General features: G+C 51.8%; 19 protein-coding genes and 4 pseudogenes. 9 read left to right on the top strand and 14 right to left on the bottom strand.

Translation table 11 applies throughout. The features are described from left to right. Window positions 1-152: 152 nt before the first annotated feature. From C1P89_RS20965 to C1P89_RS20935, 6 genes and pseudogenes are all read left to right on the top strand, one after another. Window positions 153-1802: an alpha,alpha-trehalase gene (locus C1P89_RS20965; protein WP_000934218.1), complete on the top strand. Its 1650-nt coding sequence runs from the start codon at window positions 153-155 to the stop codon at window positions 1800-1802. A gap of 126 nt (window positions 1803-1928) precedes the next feature. After that, a complete protein-coding gene (locus C1P89_RS20955) occupies window positions 1929-3275 on the top strand; it encodes an IS4-like element IS4 family transposase (protein ID WP_005143822.1) in 1347 nt (448 codons plus the stop codon). A 14-nt stretch (window positions 3276-3289) separates the two neighbouring features. After that, window positions 3290-4276, top strand: a pseudogene (locus tag C1P89_RS20950) (alpha/beta hydrolase); the annotation flags it as partial. Between the two features lie 14 nt (window positions 4277-4290). Next, window positions 4291-4674, top strand: a pseudogene (locus C1P89_RS20945) (sugar phosphate isomerase family); the annotation flags it as partial. A 56-nt stretch (window positions 4675-4730) separates the two neighbouring features. Continuing rightward, window positions 4731-5428 (top strand): IS1-like element IS1A family transposase gene (locus C1P89_RS20940; RefSeq protein WP_094096600.1). Its coding sequence is split into 2 segments (ribosomal slippage): window positions 4731-4980 and window positions 4980-5428, totalling 699 coding nucleotides; the frame shifts between segments, so codons are not numbered across the junction. A gap of 17 nt (window positions 5429-5445) precedes the next feature. Beyond that, window positions 5446-5817 (top strand): annotated as a pseudogene (locus C1P89_RS20935) (CbrC family protein); the annotation flags it as partial. Between the two features lie 61 nt (window positions 5818-5878). On the opposite strand, the pseudogene C1P89_RS20930 reads toward C1P89_RS20935, so the two are convergent. The 4 genes and pseudogenes from C1P89_RS20930 to yieH form a co-directional block, all read right to left on the bottom strand. Continuing rightward, window positions 5879-6226 (bottom strand): annotated as a pseudogene (locus C1P89_RS20930) (6-phosphogluconolactonase); the annotation flags it as partial. 14 nt (window positions 6227-6240) lie between these two features. Beyond that, a protein-coding gene (locus C1P89_RS20925) for an IS1-like element IS1A family transposase (protein ID WP_094096600.1) occupies window positions 6241-6938 on the bottom strand; the annotation gives its coding sequence in 2 pieces (ribosomal slippage) (window positions 6241-6689 and window positions 6689-6938; 699 coding nt in all). Window positions 6939-7044: 106 nt separating this feature from the next. Further along, window positions 7045-7518 carry a protein CbrB gene (locus C1P89_RS20920; RefSeq protein ID WP_000116772.1) on the bottom strand — a complete coding sequence of 158 codons (474 nt, stop codon included), beginning with the start codon at window positions 7516-7518 and terminating at the stop codon, window positions 7045-7047. A gap of 66 nt (window positions 7519-7584) precedes the next feature. Continuing rightward, entirely contained in the window at window positions 7585-8250 is a 666-nt protein-coding gene (gene yieH / locus C1P89_RS20915) for a 6-phosphogluconate phosphatase (RefSeq protein WP_000086492.1), read from the bottom strand. A gap of 165 nt (window positions 8251-8415) precedes the next feature. On the opposite strand from yieH, the gene adeP reads away from it, so the two are divergent. Further along, the gene (gene adeP, locus C1P89_RS20910; RefSeq protein ID WP_000019342.1) at window positions 8416-9753 is read left to right on the top strand and encodes an adenine permease AdeP; all 1338 of its coding nucleotides are present in this window, start codon (window positions 8416-8418) and stop codon (window positions 9751-9753) included. A gap of 53 nt (window positions 9754-9806) precedes the next feature. Here the strand turns inward: adeP and yieF are convergent, their stop codons facing one another. From yieF to mdtL, 4 genes are all read right to left on the bottom strand, one after another. Then, a complete protein-coding gene (yieF, locus tag C1P89_RS20905; protein ID WP_001291271.1) occupies window positions 9807-10373 on the bottom strand; it encodes a class I chromate reductase YieF in 567 nt (188 codons plus the stop codon). Window positions 10374-10394: 21 nt separating this feature from the next. After that, entirely contained in the window at window positions 10395-11144 is a 750-nt protein-coding gene (locus C1P89_RS20900; RefSeq protein ID WP_000190670.1) for a 4'-phosphopantetheinyl transferase family protein, read from the bottom strand. 156 nt (window positions 11145-11300) lie between these two features. Continuing rightward, window positions 11301-12260, bottom strand: a complete 960-nt coding sequence (gene yidZ / locus C1P89_RS20895; protein WP_000748502.1) for an HTH-type transcriptional regulator YidZ — start codon at window positions 12258-12260, stop codon at window positions 11301-11303. Further along, entirely contained in the window at window positions 12235-13410 is a 1176-nt protein-coding gene (gene mdtL / locus C1P89_RS20890; RefSeq protein WP_000085987.1) for a multidrug efflux MFS transporter MdtL, read from the bottom strand. Before mdtL ends, yidZ begins: the two co-directional genes overlap by 26 nt. 200 nt (window positions 13411-13610) lie before the next feature. Between mdtL and C1P89_RS20885 the strand changes: the two genes are divergently transcribed. Then, window positions 13611-14308, top strand: a protein-coding gene (locus C1P89_RS20885; protein WP_094096600.1) for an IS1-like element IS1A family transposase whose coding sequence is annotated in 2 segments (ribosomal slippage) — window positions 13611-13860 and window positions 13860-14308 — 699 coding nt in all. Because the reading frame shifts where the segments join, the coding sequence is not laid out codon by codon here. A gap of 164 nt (window positions 14309-14472) precedes the next feature. Here C1P89_RS20885 and mnmE read toward each other — a convergent pair. The 6 genes from mnmE to C1P89_RS20855 all read right to left on the bottom strand — a co-directional run bounded on the left by mnmE (window position 14473) and on the right by C1P89_RS20855 (window position 18639). Next, on the bottom strand, window positions 14473-15837 hold the full coding sequence (gene mnmE, locus C1P89_RS20880) for a tRNA uridine-5-carboxymethylaminomethyl(34) synthesis GTPase MnmE (protein ID WP_001282364.1): 1365 nt from the start codon (window positions 15835-15837) through the stop codon (window positions 14473-14475). Window positions 15838-15942: 105 nt separating this feature from the next. After that, a complete protein-coding gene (gene yidC, locus C1P89_RS20875) occupies window positions 15943-17589 on the bottom strand; it encodes a membrane protein insertase YidC (RefSeq protein ID WP_000378258.1) in 1647 nt (548 codons plus the stop codon). Window positions 17590-17591: 2 nt separating this feature from the next. After that, entirely contained in the window at window positions 17592-17849 is a 258-nt protein-coding gene (gene yidD / locus C1P89_RS20870; RefSeq protein ID WP_001307474.1) for a membrane protein insertion efficiency factor YidD, read from the bottom strand. Further along, on the bottom strand, window positions 17813-18172 hold the full coding sequence (rnpA, locus tag C1P89_RS20865) for a ribonuclease P protein component (RefSeq protein ID WP_000239730.1): 360 nt from the start codon (window positions 18170-18172) through the stop codon (window positions 17813-17815). The genes yidD and rnpA overlap by 37 nt, the downstream gene beginning before the upstream one ends. A 16-nt stretch (window positions 18173-18188) precedes the next feature. Next, the gene (gene rpmH, locus C1P89_RS20860) at window positions 18189-18329 is read right to left on the bottom strand and encodes a 50S ribosomal protein L34 (protein ID WP_000831330.1); all 141 of its coding nucleotides are present in this window, start codon (window positions 18327-18329) and stop codon (window positions 18189-18191) included. Between the two features lie 229 nt (window positions 18330-18558). Then, complete coding sequence (locus C1P89_RS20855) at window positions 18559-18639, bottom strand: hypothetical protein (protein ID WP_123005643.1); 81 nt, start codon at window positions 18637-18639, stop codon at window positions 18559-18561. Window positions 18640-18935: 296 nt separating this feature from the next. Between C1P89_RS20855 and dnaA the strand changes: the two genes are divergently transcribed. Then, window positions 18936-20339 carry a chromosomal replication initiator protein DnaA gene (dnaA, locus tag C1P89_RS20850; protein ID WP_000059111.1) on the top strand — a complete coding sequence of 468 codons (1404 nt, stop codon included), beginning with the start codon at window positions 18936-18938 and terminating at the stop codon, window positions 20337-20339. The last annotated feature ends 3 nt before the right edge of the window (window positions 20340-20342 follow it).

Raw genomic sequence — 20342 nt, 5'->3', positions numbered from 1 at the left:
TTTATAAATTCCATGGATATTAGTGCGTTATATTTTTTGACAGGTTAATAAACGTGATCCACCGCACGCTTTGTCGCCCACCAGGCGGAGCGAATGACTACCCTTAAAGAAAAGCCCGATAATTAGCGACGAATTTCGGAGGTTGGATCCTTATGCTCAATCAGAAAATTCAAAACCCTAATCCAGACGAACTGATGATCGAAGTCGATCTCTGCTATGAGCTGGACCCGTATGAATTAAAACTGGATGAGATGATCGAGGCAGAACCGGAACCCGAGATGATTGAAGGGCTGCCCGCCTCTGATGCGCTGACGCCTGCCGATCGCTATCTCGAACTGTTCGAGCATGTTCAGTCGGCGAAAATTTTCCCGGACAGTAAAACCTTTCCCGACTGCGCACCTAAAATGGACCCGCTGGATATTTTAATCCGCTACCGTAAAGTGCGCCGTCATCGTGATTTTGACTTGCGCAAGTTTGTTGAAAATCACTTCTGGCTGCCGGAGGTCTACTCCAGCGAGTATGTATCGGACCCGCAAAATTCCCTGAAAGAGCATATCGACCAGCTGTGGCCGGTGCTAACCCGCGAACCACAGGATCACATTCCGTGGTCTTCTCTACTGGCGCTGCCGCAGTCATATATTGTCCCAGGCGGCCGTTTTAGCGAAACCTACTATTGGGACTCCTATTTCACCATGCTGGGGCTGGCGGAAAGTGGTCGGGAAGATTTGCTGAAATGCATGGCCGATAACTTCGCCTGGATGATCGAAAACTATGGTCACATCCCCAACGGCAACCGCACCTATTATTTGAGCCGATCGCAACCACCGGTTTTTGCGCTGATGGTGGAGTTGTTTGAAGAAGATGGTGTACGCGGTGCGCGCCGCTATCTCGACCACCTTAAAATGGAATATGCCTTCTGGATGGACGGTGCAGAATCGTTGATCCCTAATCAGGCCTATCGCCATGTTGTGCGGATGCCGGACGGATCGCTGCTCAACCGTTACTGGGACGATCGCGACACGCCGCGTGACGAATCCTGGCTTGAGGACGTTGAAACCGCGAAACATTCTGGTCGCCCGCCCAACGAGGTGTACCGCGATTTACGCGCGGGGGCGGCCTCCGGTTGGGATTACTCTTCCCGTTGGCTGCGTGATACTGGTCGTCTGGCGAGCATTCGTACCACCCAGTTCATCCCCATCGATCTGAATGCCTTCCTGTTTAAACTGGAGAGCGCCATCGCCAACATCTCGGCGCTGAAAGGCGAGAAAGAGACAGAAGCGCTGTTCCGCCAGAAGGCCAGTGCCCGTCGCGATGCGGTAAACCGTTACCTCTGGGATGATGAAAACGGCATCTACCGCGATTACGACTGGCGACGCGAACAACTGGCGCTGTTTTCCGCTGCCGCCATTGTGCCGCTCTATGTCGGCATGGCGAACCATGAACAGGCCGATCGTCTGGCAAACGCCGTACGCAGCCGGTTACTGACACCTGGCGGGATTCTGGCAAGCGAGTACGAAACCGGTGAACAGTGGGATAAACCCAACGGCTGGGCACCGTTACAATGGATGGCAATTCAGGGATTTAAAATGTATGGCGATGACCTTCTGGGTGATGAAATCGCGCGCAGCTGGCTGAAAACGGTGAATCAGTTCTATCTGGAACAGCACAAAATGATCGAGAAATACCATATTGCCGATGGTGTTCCCCGCGAAGGCGGCGGTGGCGAGTATCCGTTGCAGGATGGGTTTGGCTGGACTAACGGTGTGGTACGCCGTTTAATTGGTTTGTACGGCGAACCATAATATTTTTACAGCCAGCCGCTAACTTCCTGCTGGCTGTAAAATTATCCTCTTCAGGAGGAGTAATGCCGATCAGTTAAGGATCAGTTGACCGATCCAGTGGCTGTGTAAGAATCCGGAAACGCTCACTTGTTTCCGGATTTTTTTATGCACATTGGACAGGCTCTTGATCTGGTATCCCGTTACGATTCTCTGCGTAACCCACTGACTTCTCTGGGGGATTACCTCGACCCCGAACTCATCTCTCGTTGCCTTGCCGAATCAGGTACTGTAACGCTACGCAAGCGCCGTCTTCCCCTCGAAATGATGGTCTGGTGTATTGTTGGCATGGCGCTTGAGCGTAAAGAACCTCTTCACCAGATTGTGAATCGCCTGGACATCATGCTGCCGGACAATCGCCCCTTCGTTGCCCCCAGTGCCGTTATTCAGGCCCGCCAGCGCCAGGGAAGTGAGGCTGTCCGCCGCGTGTTCACGAAAACAGCACAGCTCTGGCATAACGCCACGCCGCATCCGCACTGGTGCGGCCTGACCCTGCTGGCCATCGATGGTGTGTTCTGGCGCACACCGGATACACCAGAGAACGATGCAGCCTTCCCCCGCCAGACACATGCCGGGAACCCGGCGCTCTACCCGCAGGTCAAAATGGTCTGCCAGATGGAACTGACCAGCCATCTGCTGACGGCTGCAGCCTTCGGCACGATGAAGAACAGCGAAAATGAGCTTGCTGAGCAACTTATAGAACAAACCGGCGATAACACTCTGACGTTAATGGATAAAGGTTATTACTCACTGGGACTGTTAAATGCCTGGAGCCTGGCGGGAGAACACCGCCACTGGATGATACCTCTCAGAAAGGGAGCGCAATATGAAGAGCTCAGAAAACTGGGTAAAGGCGATCATCTGGTGAAGCTGAAAACCAGCCCGCAGGCACGAAAAAAGTGGCCGGGACTGGGAAATGAAGTGACAGCCCGCCTGCTGACCGTGACGCGCAAAGGAAAAGTCTGCCATCTGCTGACGTCGATGACGGACGCCATGCGCTTCCCCGGAGGAGAAATGGCGGATCTGTACAGTCATCGCTGGGAAATCGAACTGGGATACAGGGAGATAAAACAGACGATGCAACTGAGCAGGCTGACGCTGAGAAGTAAAAAGCCGGAGCTTGTGGAGCAAGAGCTGTGGGGTGTCTTACTGGCTTATAATCTGGTGAGATATCAGATGATTAAAATGGCGGAACATCTGAAAGGTTACTGGCCGAATCAACTGAGTTTCTCAGAATCATGCGGAATGGTGATGAGAATGCTGATGACATTGCAGGGCGCTTCACCGGGACGTATACCGGAGCTGATGCGCGATCTTGCAAGTATGGGACAACTTGTGAAATTACCGACGAGAAGGGAAAGGGCCTTCCCGAGAGTGGTAAAGGAGAGGCCCTGGAAATACCCCACAGCCCCGAAAAAGAGCCAGTCAGTTGCTTAACTGACTGGCATTACTCCTTAGTGGTGGGTGTTCCGGTTCCGGACAATATTCACCCGATGATCAAAGACGAAGCAGGAGTCTGGTCGTGGCGCACGCCTGTCCTGAAAGGCAACCTGTATGAGTATTTTTTCAATGTTGATGGTGTACGCAGCATTGATATAGGCACCGCAATGACTAAGCCTCAGCGCCAGGTTAACTCCAGTATGGTTCTGGTGCCAGGCAGTTATCTGGATACGCGTTCTGTTGCGCATGGTGATTTGATCGCCATAACTTACCACTCCAACGCATTGCAATCTGAACGTCAGATGTATGTCTGGACCCCGCCAGGATACACCGGCATGGGCGAGCCTTTGCCAGTGCTCTATTTCTATCACAGTTTTGGTGATACCGGACGTTCCGCTATCGATCAGGGGCGTATCCCGCAAATCATGGATAACCTGCTGGCTGAAGGGAAAATTAAACCGATGCTGGTGGTGATCCCGGATACCGAAACCGATGCGAAGGGCATTATTCCCGAAGATTTCGTGCCTCAGGAAAGACGTAAAGTCTTTTATCCGCTGAATGCTAAAGCGGCAGATCGCGAACTGATGAACGATATTATCCCGCTGATTAGCAAGCGTTTTAATGTCCGTAAAGATGCCGATGGTCGCGCGCTGGCAGGGCTTTCACAAGGCGGGTACCAGGCGCTGGTTTCCGGAATGAATCATCTGGAAAGCTTTGGCTGGCTGGCCACATTCAGTGGTGTTACCACGACAACCGTACCGGATGAAGGTGTCGCGGCCCGGCTGAACGATCCGGCAGCTATTAACCAGCAACTACGTAATTTTACTGTGGTCGTTGGTGATAAAGATGTCGTAACCGGCAAGGATATCGCCGGGCTGAAAACTGAGCTTGAGCAGAAAAAAATTAAGTTTGATTACCAGGAATATCCCGGCCTGAACCATGAAATGGATGTCTGGCGGCCTGCCTATGCAGCCTTCGTACAGAAATTATTTAAATAAAATAAGGCATTAAGATGAAATTAATCATTACCGAAGATTACCAGGAAATGAGCCGTGTCGCGGCACACCATCTGCTTGGTTATATGTCGAAGACGCGTCGTGTTAACCTGGCAATTACCGCCGGTAGCACGCCCAAAGGCATGTATGAATACCTCACCACCCTGGTTAAAGGTAAGCCCTGGTACGATAACTGCTATTTCTATAATTTCGATGAAATTCCCTTTCGCGGCAAAGAGGGAGAAGGCGTAACGATTACCAATCTGCGTAATCTGTTTTTCACCCCTGCGGGGATCAAAGAAGAGAATATCCAGAAGCTCACTATTGATAACTACCGCGAGCATGATCAGAAACTGGCGCGTGAAGGCGGCCTGGATTTGGTGGTGCTGGGATTAGGTGCAGGGTGATGCTGCCAACTTACTGATTTAGTGTATGATGGTGTTTTTGAGGTGCTCCAGTGGCTTCTGTTTCTATCAGCTGTCCCTCCTGTTCAGCTACTGACGGGGTGGTGCGTAACGGCAAAAGCACTGCCGGACATCAGCGCTATCTCTGCTCTCACTGCCGTAAAACATGGCAACTGCAGTTCACTTACACCGCTTCTCAACCCGGTACGCACCAGAAAATCATTGATATGGCCATGAATGGCGTTGGATGCCGGGCAACTGCACGCATTATGGGCGTTGGCCTCAACACGATTTTACGTCACTTAAAAAACTCAGGCCGCAGTCGGTAACCTCGCGCATACAGCCGGGCAGTGACGTCATCGTCTGCGCGGAAATGGACGAACAGTGGGGCTATGTCGGGGCTAAATCGCGCCAGCGCTGGCTGTTTTACGCGTATGACAGTCTCCGGAAGACGGTTGTTGCGCACGTATTCGGTGAACGCACTATGGCGACGCTGGGGCGTCTTATGAGCCTGCTGTCACCCTTTGACGTGGTGATATGGATGACGGATGGCTGGCCGCTGTATGAATCCCGCCTGAAGGGAAAGCTGCACGTAATCAGCAAGCGATATACGCAGCGAATTGAGCGGCATAACCTGAATTTGAGGCAGCACCTGGCACGGCTGGGACGGAAGTCGCTGTCGTTCTCAAAATCGGTGGAGCTGCATGACAAAGTCATCGGGCATTATCTGAACATAAAACACTATCAATAAGTTGGAGTCATTACCGTTTTCAGGATGATGCCAGCATAGAAGGTGTTGAATTTGAGTATGATGAAGAGGACGAATTTGCCGGTATTAAGAACACATATCCTGATGAAATGCTGAAAGAGTTGGTTGAACGCACGCCAGGTTATCATGGATGGCAACAGGAATTCTGGCTTGCGCATTGTGGCGATTTCTGTGCTTTTATCGGCTATGTGGGCTGGAATGATATAAAAGATCGCCTCGATGAATTTGCCAACCTTGAAGAAGATTGTGAGAATTTCGGTATTAGAAATTCTGATCTAGCTAAATGCCTGCAAAAGGGTGGTGATTGTCAGGGTTATCTCTTCCGCTGTCTCCACTGCGGCAAGCTGAGACTGTGGGGTGATTTTTCGTAGTTATTTAAATAATGAGAACAGGCCGGAGCGTAATTCATACATCCGGCCTTATTTCTTCAGCTTAACCGAGCGCTAATTCTGCGGCAGCGGCTTTATCAGCGATTACTATCAGCGAAGGATGCAGCTGCAACACGGAAGCTGGAACATCTTCGGTAACCGGACCTTGCAGCACATTTTTCAGTGCCTGCGCTTTACCTGCGCCACTGACAATTATCAGCAAGTTTTTCGCCGCCATGATGCTTTTCGGCCCCATCGTCACGTAGCTGTCAGGCACTAACGAAAAGTCGCCGCCCAACTCACCATGCGCCACAATATCAACCATCTCTCCCTGGATCGGGAACTCCACGGTTTGCTCATGGAAATGGGTCGTATTCGGCAAATTGCCACAAAAATGACCATCTGCACCTAGGTAATGACTCCAACTTATTGATAGTGTTTTATGTTCAGATAATGCCCGATGACTTTGTCATGCAGCTCCACCGATTTTGAGAACGACAGCGACTTCCGTCCCAGCCGTGCCAGGTGCTGCCTCAAATTCAGGTTATGCCGCTCAATTCGCTGCGTATATCGCTTGCTGATTACGTGCAGCTTTCCCTTCAGGCGGGATTCATACAGCGGCCAGCCATCCGTCATCCATATCACCACGTCAAAGGGTGACAGCAGGCTCATAAGACGCCCCAGCGTCGCCATAGTGCGTTCACCGAATACGTGCGCAACAACCGTCTTCCGGAGACTGTCATACGCGTAAAACAGCCAGCGCTGGCGCGATTTAGCCCCGACATAGCCCCACTGTTCGTCCATTTCCGCGCAGACGATGACGTCACTGCCCGGCTGTATGCGCGAGGTTACCGACTGCGGCCTGAGTTTTTTAAGTGACGTAAAATCGTGTTGAGGCCAACGCCCATAATGCGTGCAGTTGCCCGGCATCCAACGCCATTCATGGCCATATCAATGATTTTCTGGTGCGTACCGGGTTGAGAAGCGGTGTAAGTGAACTGCAGTTGCCATGTTTTACGGCAGTGAGAGCAGAGATAGCGCTGATGTCCGGCAGTGCTTTTGCCGTTACGCACCACCCCGTCAGTAGCTGAACAGGAGGGACAGCTGATAGAAACAGAAGCCACTGGAGCACCTCAAAAACACCATCATACACTAAATCAGTAAGTTGGCAGCATCACCCATAGTAACATCCTGTCTGCTTTTGAGTAGCCCAAAGATAAAGTATCCCGCTTAACTTAAAGAGTCTGTTTCAGGACATGAAATATCCAATCCGGGCAGACGGGTAATGATTCTGCTCATCACCACACCTGCCAGCAATGCAGGAATGATGCGGACAACGAGACTGTCACCAGAAAGAATGTTTTCAAACAACTCCGAGGAAGCCATGCCCTTAATATGTACAATAACTGCACAATAGATCTCGGTGATAACGACGCCACCTATGCCACCAGCCAGACAACGATAATTTTTCTGTGACCCGATCTTTTCCGGCAGACAGGCGACCATCACGCCGGTTAACAATGCAGGAATAGCTCCCGTAGTAATCGACAATAAGAGAAACAATGGAAGTACCTGTATTATTACCAAAAGAACCAGCGGTTCTTTTGCGAAGAATATGTAGAGGACAAGAAACAGAACACCAATTAACGGTCCTAAAACCGCAAAATAAAGTCCGTGATGTATTACCCGACGTGAAACAGACATATCAAACTCCCTTTACTTACCTTTGAGCGCCAATTTAAGCGGGGTAAGTGAAGGGAGTGTGAAGAACTATGCCGTAATATCCCAACCACGCGCTTTCCACAGTTCCGGTAACTGCGAAAGATGGGTAAAGGTGGTGACTTTCGGGTGAACGATCGGCTTATTGTGCGGGTCGGCGCAGAAGTAGAACACTTCCATACCTGCGTCGATACCAGATTGCGCACCGGCAACTGAGTCATCAACCAGAATGCAGTTTTCTACATTTACATTCATCGCTTTTGCCGCATGGAACATTAACGCCGGGTCTGGCTTCCAGCGCTGAATATCGTAGCCGCTGAACAGTTTATCCGGGAAGTAGTGCAACATATTCAGCTTGCCCATAGAATGCTGCATTTTGTTATTTGGGCCGTTAGATACCACACACATTGGCGCAGTGATCGCTGACAGGAGCGCTTCAGCCCCTTCGATGGCTTCCAGTTCTGAATCGAACAGCCGAGCGACTTCTGCACGGTAAACGTGTTCAGATTCTGTTTTCGCTAACGTAACACCATGTTCAAGGGAAACAATATCGATAATTTCGTACAGTTTTACACCTTTGAAACGTTTGAATACCTCTTCAGGATCGAGCGTAATACCAAATTCCTGAAACATCGTTACATATGCGCGGGAGCAAATGACTTCACTGTCGACCAGCGTACCGTCGCAGTCGAAAAATACCGCTTCTATCCGGGACATGCCTTTCCTTTTTAATCAGTTTAACGTTTTCGTAGAGCCGATTTGCGCAACGCAATCGTTGCCGTATAAGTAAATCCAATAAAAAAAGTCTCTCACAAACGCGCCTATTGTCGCATTTTGGTATACGATAGCGACGGATTTTCCCTCCTTGTTCGGAAATAGATAATGAGTCATCAACATACCACCCAGACTTCTGGTCAGGGGATGCTGGAACGAGTTTTTAAACTGCGCGAACATGGTACTACGGCACGAACTGAAGTGATTGCCGGGTTCACCACCTTCCTGACGATGGTCTACATCGTATTTGTTAACCCACAAATTCTGGGCGTTGCTGGCATGGACACCAGTGCCGTCTTCGTAACAACCTGTCTGATTGCTGCTTTCGGTAGCATTATGATGGGATTGTTTGCAAACCTTCCGGTGGCGCTGGCTCCTGCGATGGGGCTTAACGCCTTTTTCGCTTTTGTGGTTGTCCAGGCAATGGGGCTGCCGTGGCAGATCGGTATGGGCGCAATCTTCTGGGGCGCTGTCGGACTGCTTCTTTTGACCATTTTCCGCGTTCGTTACTGGATGATTGCTAACATTCCGGTAAGTCTGCGTGTGGGTATTACCAGCGGTATCGGTCTGTTCATTGGCATGATGGGGCTGAAAAACGCAGGTGTGATTGTCGCTAACCCGGAAACGCTGGTGAGCATCGGTAATCTGACTTCTCACAGCGTGCTGCTGGGGATCCTCGGTTTCTTCATCATCGCCATTCTGGCCTCGCGCAACATTCACGCAGCGGTGCTGGTTTCTATCGTGGTGACGACGCTGCTGGGCTGGATGCTGGGTGATGTGCACTACAATGGCATCGTTTCTGCGCCGCCGAGCGTAATGACAGTTGTGGGTCATGTAGATTTAGCCGGGTCGTTTAACCTCGGGCTGGCAGGGGTGATTTTCTCTTTCATGTTGGTCAACTTGTTTGACTCCTCCGGTACGCTGATTGGCGTGACCGATAAAGCAGGTCTGGCGGATGAGAAGGGGAAATTCCCGCGCATGAAGCAGGCGCTGTATGTCGACAGTATCTCTTCCGTGACCGGTTCGTTTATCGGTACTTCTTCCGTTACGGCTTATATTGAGTCCTCTTCCGGCGTATCGGTTGGCGGTCGTACCGGTCTGACGGCAGTGGTTGTTGGTCTGCTGTTCCTGCTGGTTATCTTTCTGTCGCCGCTGGCGGGAATGGTGCCAGGCTACGCTGCAGCTGGCGCGTTGATCTACGTTGGCGTGTTGATGACCTCAAGTCTTGCTCGCGTGAACTGGCAGGATCTTACTGAATCTGTTCCGGCGTTTATTACCGCCGTGATGATGCCGTTCAGCTTTTCGATTACCGAAGGTATTGCGCTGGGCTTTATCTCCTACTGCGTGATGAAGATTGGTACCGGGCGTCTGCGTGACCTTAGCCCGTGCGTAATCATCGTTGCGCTGCTGTTTATCCTGAAGATTGTATTTATCGACGCTCATTAAAATCGATAGCGCATTAAAAACCCGCCATGCATGATTACTGGCGGGTTTTTTATTTAGATCTTAACTCGCTGAATAAACTCACCAAATGCGGTCAATTGCCCGGTCAGGTGGTCCAGCGTACCCTGATCAATCACTTCTCCGGTTTGCCGATCAACTTTGTTCTGAATCACGCCGCCCATAAATTCCGGCTTGTTCATCACCATTGCATCGAGGAAAACCAGAATCTGGCGCAGGTGATACTGACAGCGCGCGCCGCCAATCACGCCCATTGAGCTGGTCTGAATCAACACCGGTTTACCGGCCAGCGGTTGATCCGGCAGGCGGGAAAGCCAGTCGATGGCATTTTTCAGCCCACCCGGTACCGAGTAGTTATATTCCGGCGTGACGATCACCACACCGTCAGCCTGACGGATCTGTTCCGCCAGAGCTTCAACCGTTGCTGGAAAACCTTCTTCCTGCTGTACGTCAGCGTCATACAGGGGAATGTCGGCAATGGAAGGTAACGCATTGACTTCCATGCTCGCCGGAGCAATTTTCGGCAGGGTACGTGCAACCATGCCATTAAATGAGCCTTTGCGCAGGCTCCCCAGTAACGTAACCACCTGCAATTTTTCAGACATAATGACTCCTGTGGTTGTCTATCAATTTGGCGAAAAAGACTTCACGGTAGAGAGCTGGGCAAAACGCATCATCCGGCTGGTAGGATTGTTGGCGCGGCTGTGAATATCCGGCAGGCTTTTCCAGCTGTGTTTGCCATCTAACTCCCAGACACTGAGCTTTTCAATCGCGGGCGTGACCGCCACGGACCACACCAGCACGTCCTCCGCGTCGCATAACGCTTCTACATGATTTACATGAGCACATTTCAGGCGTCCGGCAATGGGCAGCAGCTGCAGATCGCGCGGATCGTCATTCAAAACATCACCGGTTAGTTTTAGCACGCTTCGGCGCAGCGTGATGAGCTGCGCCCGCGCTTCGTTAGGATCGTTTTGTTTACTGATCCATAGCGATTCATTGCTGGAAAAGGTGTGGTTATCGGGCGCGTGTGGGCTATGAAACCCGCGCGTCGCACGCTGTAGTTCCATATCGAGGCCACATTCACCTTCGGTTGTTAACGCCACGCCAACCATATTCCCGGCATAGGAAATAGAAAACGAAGGCAAATTTTTATCACTGAAAACCGGTTTACCTTTCGGCAGGGTGACGATTTCCGGCAATTCGCCAATGCCATACAGCATGAACATCAGTTCTGCGAGTAAACCTCTGGACGCCAGAAAACGGCTTTGACGATGAGGGGGAATGTTTCGGGCTTCTTGATGACACTGGGAGGGGAGACGAACAGAAATCAGATGTCCTTCCGTTAAAATCCCTCGGGCAAAGTGAGTCGCCATTTTTCGCTCCATGCTTAATGGTCCATTATGAATACAAGAGTAATCATTTACTGGAATGATGGACAGACTAAAGCGGCTAAAAGTTCGATTCAGACAAGCTTGTTACAACTTTTTTACATTTTATTGTGAAATTGGGTCGCGTTTCATACGATTCGGTTATGCCATCGACGCGTAAAGGTTTTTAATGGTTTCCCGTAACCAGACGATCTTCGGATTATGGCTGTTCCGTTTATGCCACAGCAGGGTAAAAGGAACTTCCAGCTTTTTTTGCTGGCTTTCGTCAAACGGGAGAGGAAGAGCAACCAACGGCAGTTGATGGAGTTGATTGTAGTACTGACAGTAGCGCGGCGCGGTCGCCAGTAGCAGATTGTCGGGTTGCGCTGCCATAAACAGTGACTGCTCGAATTCCGGCAGACTCATAGCAATCGTGCGTTCGCGCCCCAGCTCCTGTAACACATTGTCCAGCGCCCAGGTGTCGCTCTGTTCCCAGCAAATGCTGATATGCGGATAACGTAAAAAGGTGTCCAGATTCCACGTTTCATGCAGTGCCGGATGATCTTTGCGTAACCAGACGCAGGGTACATCACTAAACAGCACTTCATAATCAATGGCTAACGGTAGCGAGCTTAACAGCTCCCGCGAGCGAGGATGGCTTTCGCGACCGGAAAAACCAATATCCACTTCACCACGAGTAATGGCATCTAAGGAATCGTAATCCCAGTTACGTAGTTTGATGGTCGCCTGCGGGTAACGTTGGTAGATCCGTTTCGACAGCGCATTAAGCATGATCATCATCAGCGGCGATTCCGCCGCCAACTCAAACTTCAGGCCGCGCGGTGTCTGGTGGTGCGGTTTATCCAGCAGCAGATTGCTCATTTGCATCCATTCCGCCAGATTTTGCTCCATGCTGACCATTAGCGGTGTGGGCGACAGGCCCAGCGGTGAGTTCACAAAGAGCGGGTCGTCAAACCACGCTCTTAACTTTGCCAGCGACTTACTCACCGCTGAAGGGGTCACGTTCATCCGCTTCGCCGCTTTGGTCACGCTGCGCTCCTGCATCAGCAGTTGCAGACAGAGCAGCAGATTGAGATCAAGCGTGGTGATGGATTTCTTCATGAGCGGCAACGGGGCGTCCAGGCGCGACGAACATAATCAGCAACAGGCTCACTATACTACAGGCAATCAGAATCCCGATCAGCATATTCCATGCGCCAATACCAACCACCGCTGCCAGCCAAATCCACAGTGACGAACCGCAAACCTGCGCAATACCTAAGGTCGAGCTGGCTACGCCCGCGCGTAATGAAAATGGTCCTAACGCCTGACTCATCGCTACGCCAAAACCTACCGAGAAACCGGCGCAAATCAGCGTGATACCAAACAGAGAAACCGCATGGGAAGGTGAAACGGCAAGGGTGATCCCCGCCGCAAGGAATAACACCTGCGAGGTGATCATCAACGTACGTGGCTTAAAAATTCCCAGCGCAAATGGCGTGGAGAATGAAACGGTCATGCTGACGCCAGCGGTCAACGCCATAATGGTGGCGTATTCTCCGCGCTCAAAACCCATGATTTCCATCAGCAATACCGGCGATGTATTGACGAAAGTGAGGATCACCGAAACGCTGAGGGTGGTGATAACAACACGGCTGAGGAAAAACCGATTAAGCAGCGACTCGCTATTTTCTCGTGGTTTGTCCGAAGCAGCGGGGGACGCTGGGCGCGTTTCTTTTAAAATAAACAAAGACAACATCAGTACCGCGATGCCCATCATTGCCATCGCCCAGAACAGACTCTGCCACGGGAATTTAAGCATAATCAGATGTCCGAGCACTGGCGCTAACACCGGAATGATGCAGGTAATACCGTTGAGTAATGACAGCACTTTAGCCCGACGTCGATCATCCAGCGTGTCGCGCAAAATGGCGAACGCCACTACGTAACAACAGCCTGCGCCCAACCCCTGTAGAAATCGGCCTGCAAGAAATAACGTGCTGGTTTCAGCCAGTGAACAGAACACCGAGGCAATAATAAATAGCGCCGCGCCGGGTATGGCGACCGGCTTTCTCCCTGAACGATCAGCCACTTTACCGGCAAATAACATCGCAGCTGCCATCCCCGCCAGATATACGGAGAACGCAATATGCAACTGCGCTTCGCTGGCATTGAGATCGGCGGCGATGCGCGGTAAACCAACGAGGTACATATCAATCCCGGCGGGATAAAGTAAAACCAGGGCAAAACTACAAATCAAAAAGCGGGACATGGGCTAAAGCGTCCTGATAGTAAGGTGACGCAAAGCATACGTGGTGAAGGAGGATCAGGCGAGTTGCCATTTGGACATAAGTGATTTCCTGAGAGGCAAGAAGCCAGCGAATGGCTGGCTTCTTGAAGGATTTAGCCAAATTTAGGGTGATGCTGCCAACTTACTGATTTAGTGTATGATGGTGTTTTTGAGGTGCTCCAGTGGCTTCTGTTTCTATCAGCTGTCCCTCCTGTTCTGCTACTGACGGGGTGGTGCGTAACGGCAAAAGCACTGCCGGACATCAGCGCTATCTCTGCTCTCACTGCCGTAAAACATGGCAACTGCAGTTCACTTACACCGCTTCTCAACCCGGTACGCACCAGAAAATCATTGATATGGCCATGAATGGCGTTGGATGCCGGGCAACTGCACGCATTATGGGCGTTGGCCTCAACACGATTTTACGTCACTTAAAAAACTCAGGCCGCAGTCGGTAACCTCGCGCATACAGCCGGGCAGTGACGTCATCGTCTGCGCGGAAATGGACGAACAGTGGGGCTATGTCGGGGCTAAATCGCGCCAGCGCTGGCTGTTTTACGCGTATGACAGTCTCCGGAAGACGGTTGTTGCGCACGTATTCGGTGAACGCACTATGGCGACGCTGGGGCGTCTTATGAGCCTGCTGTCACCCTTTGACGTGGTGATATGGATGACGGATGGCTGGCCGCTGTATGAATCCCGCCTGAAGGGAAAGCTGCACGTAATCAGCAAGCGATATACGCAGCGAATTGAGCGGCATAACCTGAATCTGAGGCAGCACCTGGCACGGCTGGGACGGAAGTCGCTGTCGTTCTCAAAATCGGTGGAGCTGCATGACAAAGTCATCGGGCATTATCTGAACATAAAACACTATCAATAAGTTGGAGTCATTACCCGTTCGGGGAGCAATATTAAATGCTTTTTTTAAAGATTATAAATTACGTAAGAATTTTAATGTTTAAAAAAAGGGTTGAGGAATAACAGGAGTGCTAACAATGAAGCGAAGCCGCATCTGACAGTCAGAATACGGCTTCGTAAGCGCGGTTACTTACCAATACAGAAGCTGGAGAAAATCCGCCCCAGCAAATCATCAGAGGTAAATTCCCCGGTGATTTCGCTTAAGTTCTGCTGTGCCAGGCGCAACTCTTCCGCCAGCAGTTCACCCGCCCAGGCACCTAACAGTTGCGCTTTACCTTGCTGCAAATGCTCCGCTGCCTGTTCCAGCGCCTGTAGGTGGCGACGACGCGCCAGGAAGCCGCCTTCCATGTTGGTGTCAAAGCCCATGCTCTGTTTGAGATGGTTACGCAGCACCTCCACGCCTTCACCTGTCCTTGCCGAGAGACGAATTAACGCGTGACCGTTCACTTCACTCATTCCCAGCGTTTCGCCGGTGATATCGGCTTTATTGCGCACCACGGTGATCGGTAGTTTCGCTGGCAGACGGGCGATAAATTCCGGCCAGATCTCTGCCGGATCCACGGCGTCTGTTGTGGTGCCATCGACCATAAACAGCACGCGGTCGGCCTGTTCAATTTCCTGCCACGCGCGCTCGATACCAATACGTTCCACTTCGTCACTGGCTTCACGTAGCCCAGCGGTATCGATGATATGCAGCGGCATTCCGTCAATGTGGATATGCTCACGCAGCACGTCACGTGTGGTTCCGGCGATATCAGTTACGATTGCTGCTTCACGGCCCGCCAGCGCGTTTAACAGGCTCGATTTACCGGCGTTAGGACGTCCGGCAATCACCACCTTCATCCCTTCGCGCAACAAACTACCCTGACGTGCTTCAGCACGCACTGCATCGAGATCGGCAATCACGTCATTAAGCTGGGCTTCAATTTTGCCGTCGGAGAGGAAATCGATCTCTTCATCAGGGAAATCAATTGCCGCTTCGACGTAAATGCGCAAGTGGGTGAGGGCTTCCACCAGATGGTTGACCCGTGCGGAGAATGCGCCTTGCAGCGAGTTAAGTGCCGAACGGGCCGCCTGTTCCGAACTGGCGTCGATAAGATCGGCAATCGCCTCGGCCTGGGCTAAGTCGAGTTTATCGTTAAGAAACGCGCGTTCGGAAAACTCACCAGGGCGAGCAATCCGCAGGCCGGGAATGGTCAGAATGCGTTTTAACAGCAGGTCGAGGATCACCGGACCGCCATGACCCTGCAGTTCCAGCACATCTTCGCCGGTGAACGAGTTCGGGCCAGGGAACCATAGCGCAATCCCCTGATCGAGCACGCTGCCGTCGGCGTCTTTAAACGGAAGATAATCGGCGTAGCGCGGCTTAGGCAGTTTACCCAGCACGGTTTCGGCAACTTCACGGGCTTTTAGGCCGGAGATGCGCAGGATGCCAACGCCGCCACGTCCCGGAGGCGTGGCCTGGGCTACGATAGTGTCATTATCGCTCATGATGTTCCTGTTGCTTTGTGTGGCGGATGCGCGGTGCTTATCCACCCTACGAAAAGAAAAAAGGCGGTCAACTGACCGCCCTTATTTTAGCGAAAACTCACCGAATCAGGATTTTTTCTTCTCGCGGCTATGCAGGCCACGTTTTTCCAGACCACGGTAAATCAGCTGCTGCTGAATAATGGTTACCAGGTTGCTGACGATATAGTACAGCACCAGACCTGACGGGAACCACAGGAAGAACACGGTGAAGATGACCGGCATAAAGGTCATGATCTTCTGCTGCATCGGGTCGGTCACTGTGGTCGGCGACATCTTCTGAATGAAGAACATCGTTACGCCCATCAGGATCGGCAGGATGTAGTACGGGTCCTGTGCCGACAGGTCGTGGATCCACAGTGCAAACGGTGCCTGACGCAGTTCAACGGAACCCATCAGCATGTAGTACAACGCCAGGAAGATTGGCATCTGGATCAGCAGCGGGAAGCAGCCGCCCAGCGGGTTAACCTTCTCAGCTTTGTACAGCGCCATCATTTCCTGGCTGATACGCTGTTTGTCATCGCCCAGACGCTCACGCATTGCCTGAATCTTCGGCTGCAGCATACGCATCTTCGCCATGGAGGTGTACTGCGCTTTGGTCAGCGGGTACATGATGCCACGAACGATAAAGGTGATGATGATAATGGAGAAGCCCCAGTTACCCACAAAGCTATGGATCCATTTCAGCAGTTTGAACAGCGGCTGAGAGATGAACCACAACCAACCGTAATCAACGGTCAGATCCAGGTGCGGAGCAACAGCTGCCATTTTGTCCTGGATTTCCGGGCCAACCCACAGGGTGCTGTTCATCGCGCCAGTCTGACCAGGCTGAACCAGTACCGGCTGAGATTTATAGCCGATAGCGGCGATGCCGTTACCCAGATTAGCGGTATAGAAGTTGTTGGTACCGTCGTTATGCGGGATCCACGCCGTCGCGAAATACTGTTGCAGCATTGCCACCCAACCACCTTTCGAAGAGATGTTCAGGTTTTCGTTATCGGCAATGGTATCGAACTTGTATTTCTCGTACTTCTCGTCAGGCGTGGAGTACGCCGCGCCGCGGAAGGTGTGCAGTGCGAAGTTGCTGCTTCCGGTATCGAGATGCGGTGGCAGAGTGATGGATTGCTTCAACTGACCAAAGGTGGAGATTTCCAGCGGTTTCTCGCCAGCGTTCTGCACGTTGTAGTTGACGTTGACAGCGTAATCACCACGTTTCAGGACAAACGTTTTGGTAAACGTGTTGCCTGCCGCGTCGGTATACGTCATCGGCACCTGCAGTTCGTTTTGACCTTCAGCCAGCACATAAGCGTCTTTTTCAACGTTATACAGCGGACGCGGGCCGTTAGCCGGGTTATCCGGGCCATCACGACCGGTCAGACCGCTCTGTGCCTGATAAATAAACTGCGGTGAAGTTTCCAGCAGCTGGAACGGCTGGGTAGAGTTCAGCTCTTTCGGGTAAGCAGGCAGCAGAGCTTGCTCAACATCACCACCACGGGTGTTGATGGTCAGATCAAGCACGTCGGTCTTAACCGAGATCAGTTTCCCCTGGCCACTGGCCGGTACGCCCTGGTCGGCGGCGCTACCCGCTGCGGTGGTCGTTGTCTGCGTGGTCTGTTGGGCCTGAGGTTGCGGGTTTTTATCCTGCTCCCAGGCTTGCCAGATCATGAAAGACACGAACAGCAAAGCGATGACTAAAAGATTGCGTTGCGAATCCATCGTTAGTGTTCTCTGGTATCAAATGGTCCGGGCGGGACGGGATCGTCACCACCAGGGTGTAAAGGGTGGCATTTTAATACGCGTTTCACCGTCAACCAACTGCCTTTTATCACTCCAAACCTGCGCAATGCCTCAATTCCGTAGCTTGAACAGGTTGGAGTGAAACGACAATGCGGCCCGAGTAGCGGACTAATCAGGCGTTGATAGACCCGAATGAGGGCTATCAGGACCCGCGAGCCAGGCGACAGTGGCGGCGCCATAATTTTTCCAACGCTTCCGAGAGAGCACGGTTATCGAGGTCGGCAACCCCTTTTTTCGCCACCACCACGAAATCCATAGCCGGGAGTTCATGTTGGCGCAGACGGAAGCTTTCACGCGTCAGACGTTTAATCCGATTGCGTTCATGGGCGCGTCGAACGTTTTTCTTGGCGACTGTAAGACCGATACGGGGATGCCCCAGCGAATTCAGGCGGCCGAGAATGGTAATTTGCGGCGTGCCAGCCCGTTGTGGCTGCTGGAAGACGAATGTGAATTGACTGGGAGTTAACAAGCGTAACTCCCTGGGAAATGCGAGCTTAACCACTCAGGGGTTAGCTTTATTACTTAGAAACGGTCAGACGAGCGCGGCCTTTAGCACGACGACGTGCCAGAACCTGACGACCATTTTTAGTAGCCATACGAGCACGGAAGCCGTGAGAACGGTTGCGCTTCAGTACAGACGGTTGAAAAGTGCGTTTCATGGCGATTTCTACCTAAACTTGAATAAATTCAATGGCTTTATTGGATATCCGCCGAAAAATGAAACGATGGACACCGAAGCCATGGGTGATTAAAGAGGCCGGATTGTAATAATTGTACACTCCGGAGTCAATTCTCTTTCCTTATTTACCGCGCTTTTCCGCACCTTTTCGCAGGGAAAATGTACGACCTCACACCAGTGAAAACCAGCATGGCGCGCCGGGTGGAGGATTATACGGGCTGATGGGTAAAGCGCAAGGATCGTCCTAGATCTTTATTAGATCGATTAAGCCAATTTTTGTCTATGGTCATTAAATTTTCCAATATGCGGCGTAAATCGTGCCCGCCTCGCGGCAGGATCGTTTACACTTAGCGAGGTCTGGAAAGTCCTGTGGATAAATCGGGAAAATCTGTGAGAAACAGAAGATCTCTTGCGCAGTTTAGGCTATGATCCGCGGTCCCGATCGTTTTGCAGGATCTTGATCGGGCATATAACCGCAGACAGCGGTTCGTGCGTCACCCTCAAGCAGGGTCTTTTCGACGTACGTCAACAATCATGAATGTTTCAGCCTTAGTCATTATCGACTTTTGTTCGAGTGGAGTCCGCCGTGTCACTTTCGCTTTGGCAGCAGTGTCTTGCCCGATTGCAGGATGAGTTACCAGCCACAGAATTCAGTATGTGGATACGCCCATTGCAGGCGGAACTGAGCGATAACACGCTGGCCCTGTACGCGCCAAACCGTTTTGTCCTCGATTGGGTACGGGACAAGTACCTTAATAATATCAATGGACTGCTAACCAGTTTCTGCGGAGCGGATGCCCCACAGCTGCGTTTTGAAGTCGGCACCAAACCGGTGACGCAAACGCCACAAGCGGCAGTGACGAGCAACGTCGCGGCCCCTGCACAGGTGGCGCAAACGCAGCCGCAACGTGCTGCGCCTTCTACGCGCTCAGGTTGGGATAACGTCCCGGCCCCGGCAGAACCGACCTATCGTTCTAACGTAAACGTCAAACACACGTTTGATAACTTCGTTGAAGGTAAATCTAACCAACTGGCGCGCGCGGCGGCTCGCCAGGTGGCGGATAACCCTGGCGGTGCCTATAACCCATTGTTCCTTTATGGCGGCACGGGTCTGGGTAAAACTCACCTGCTGCATGCGGTGGGTAACGGCATTATGGCGCGCAAGCCGAATGCCAAAGTGGTTTATATGCACTCCGAGCGCTTTGTTCAGGACATGGTTAAAGCCCTGCAAAACAACGCGATCGAAGAGTTTAAACGCTACTACCGTTCCGTAGATGCACTGCTGATCGACGATATTCAGTTTTTTGCTAATAAAGAACGATCTCAGGAAGAGTTTTTCCACACCTTCAACGCCCTGCTGGAAGGTAATCAACAGATCATTCTCACCTCGGATCGCTATCCGAAAGAGATCAACGGCGTTGAGGATCGTTTGAAATCCCGCTTCGGTTGGGGACTGACTGTGGCGATCGAACCGCCAGAGCTGGAAACCCGCGTGGCGATCCTGATGAAAAAGGCCGACGAAAATGACATTCGTTTGCCAGGCGAAGTGGCGTTCTTTATCGCCAAGCGTCTACGATCTAACGTACGTGAGCTGGAAGGGGCGCTGAACCGCGTTATTGCTAACGCCAACTTTACCGGACGGGCGATCACCATCGACTTCGTGCGTGAGGCACTGCGCGACTTGCTGGCATTGCAGGAAAAACTGGTCACCATCGACAATATTCAGAAGACGGTGGCGGAGTACTACAAGATCAAAGTCGCGGATCTCCTTTCCAAGCGTCGATCCCGCTCGGTGGCGCGTCCGCGCCAGATGGCGATGGCGCTGGCGAAAGAGCTGACTAACCACAGTCTGCCGGAGATTGGCGATGCGTTTGGTGGTCGTGACCACACGACGGTGCTTCATGCCTGCCGTAAGATCGAGCAGTTGCGTGAAGAGAGCCACGATATCAAAGAAGATTTTTCAAATTTAATCAGAACATTGTCATCGTAAACC

Origin of the sequence: Shigella sonnei, from assembly GCF_002950395.1 — a bacterium.
GTDB lineage: Bacteria > Pseudomonadota > Gammaproteobacteria > Enterobacterales > Enterobacteriaceae > ECMA0423.
Note: the sequence above shows the minus strand (reverse complement) of the source record. Positions and strands in the feature narration are given on the sequence as shown.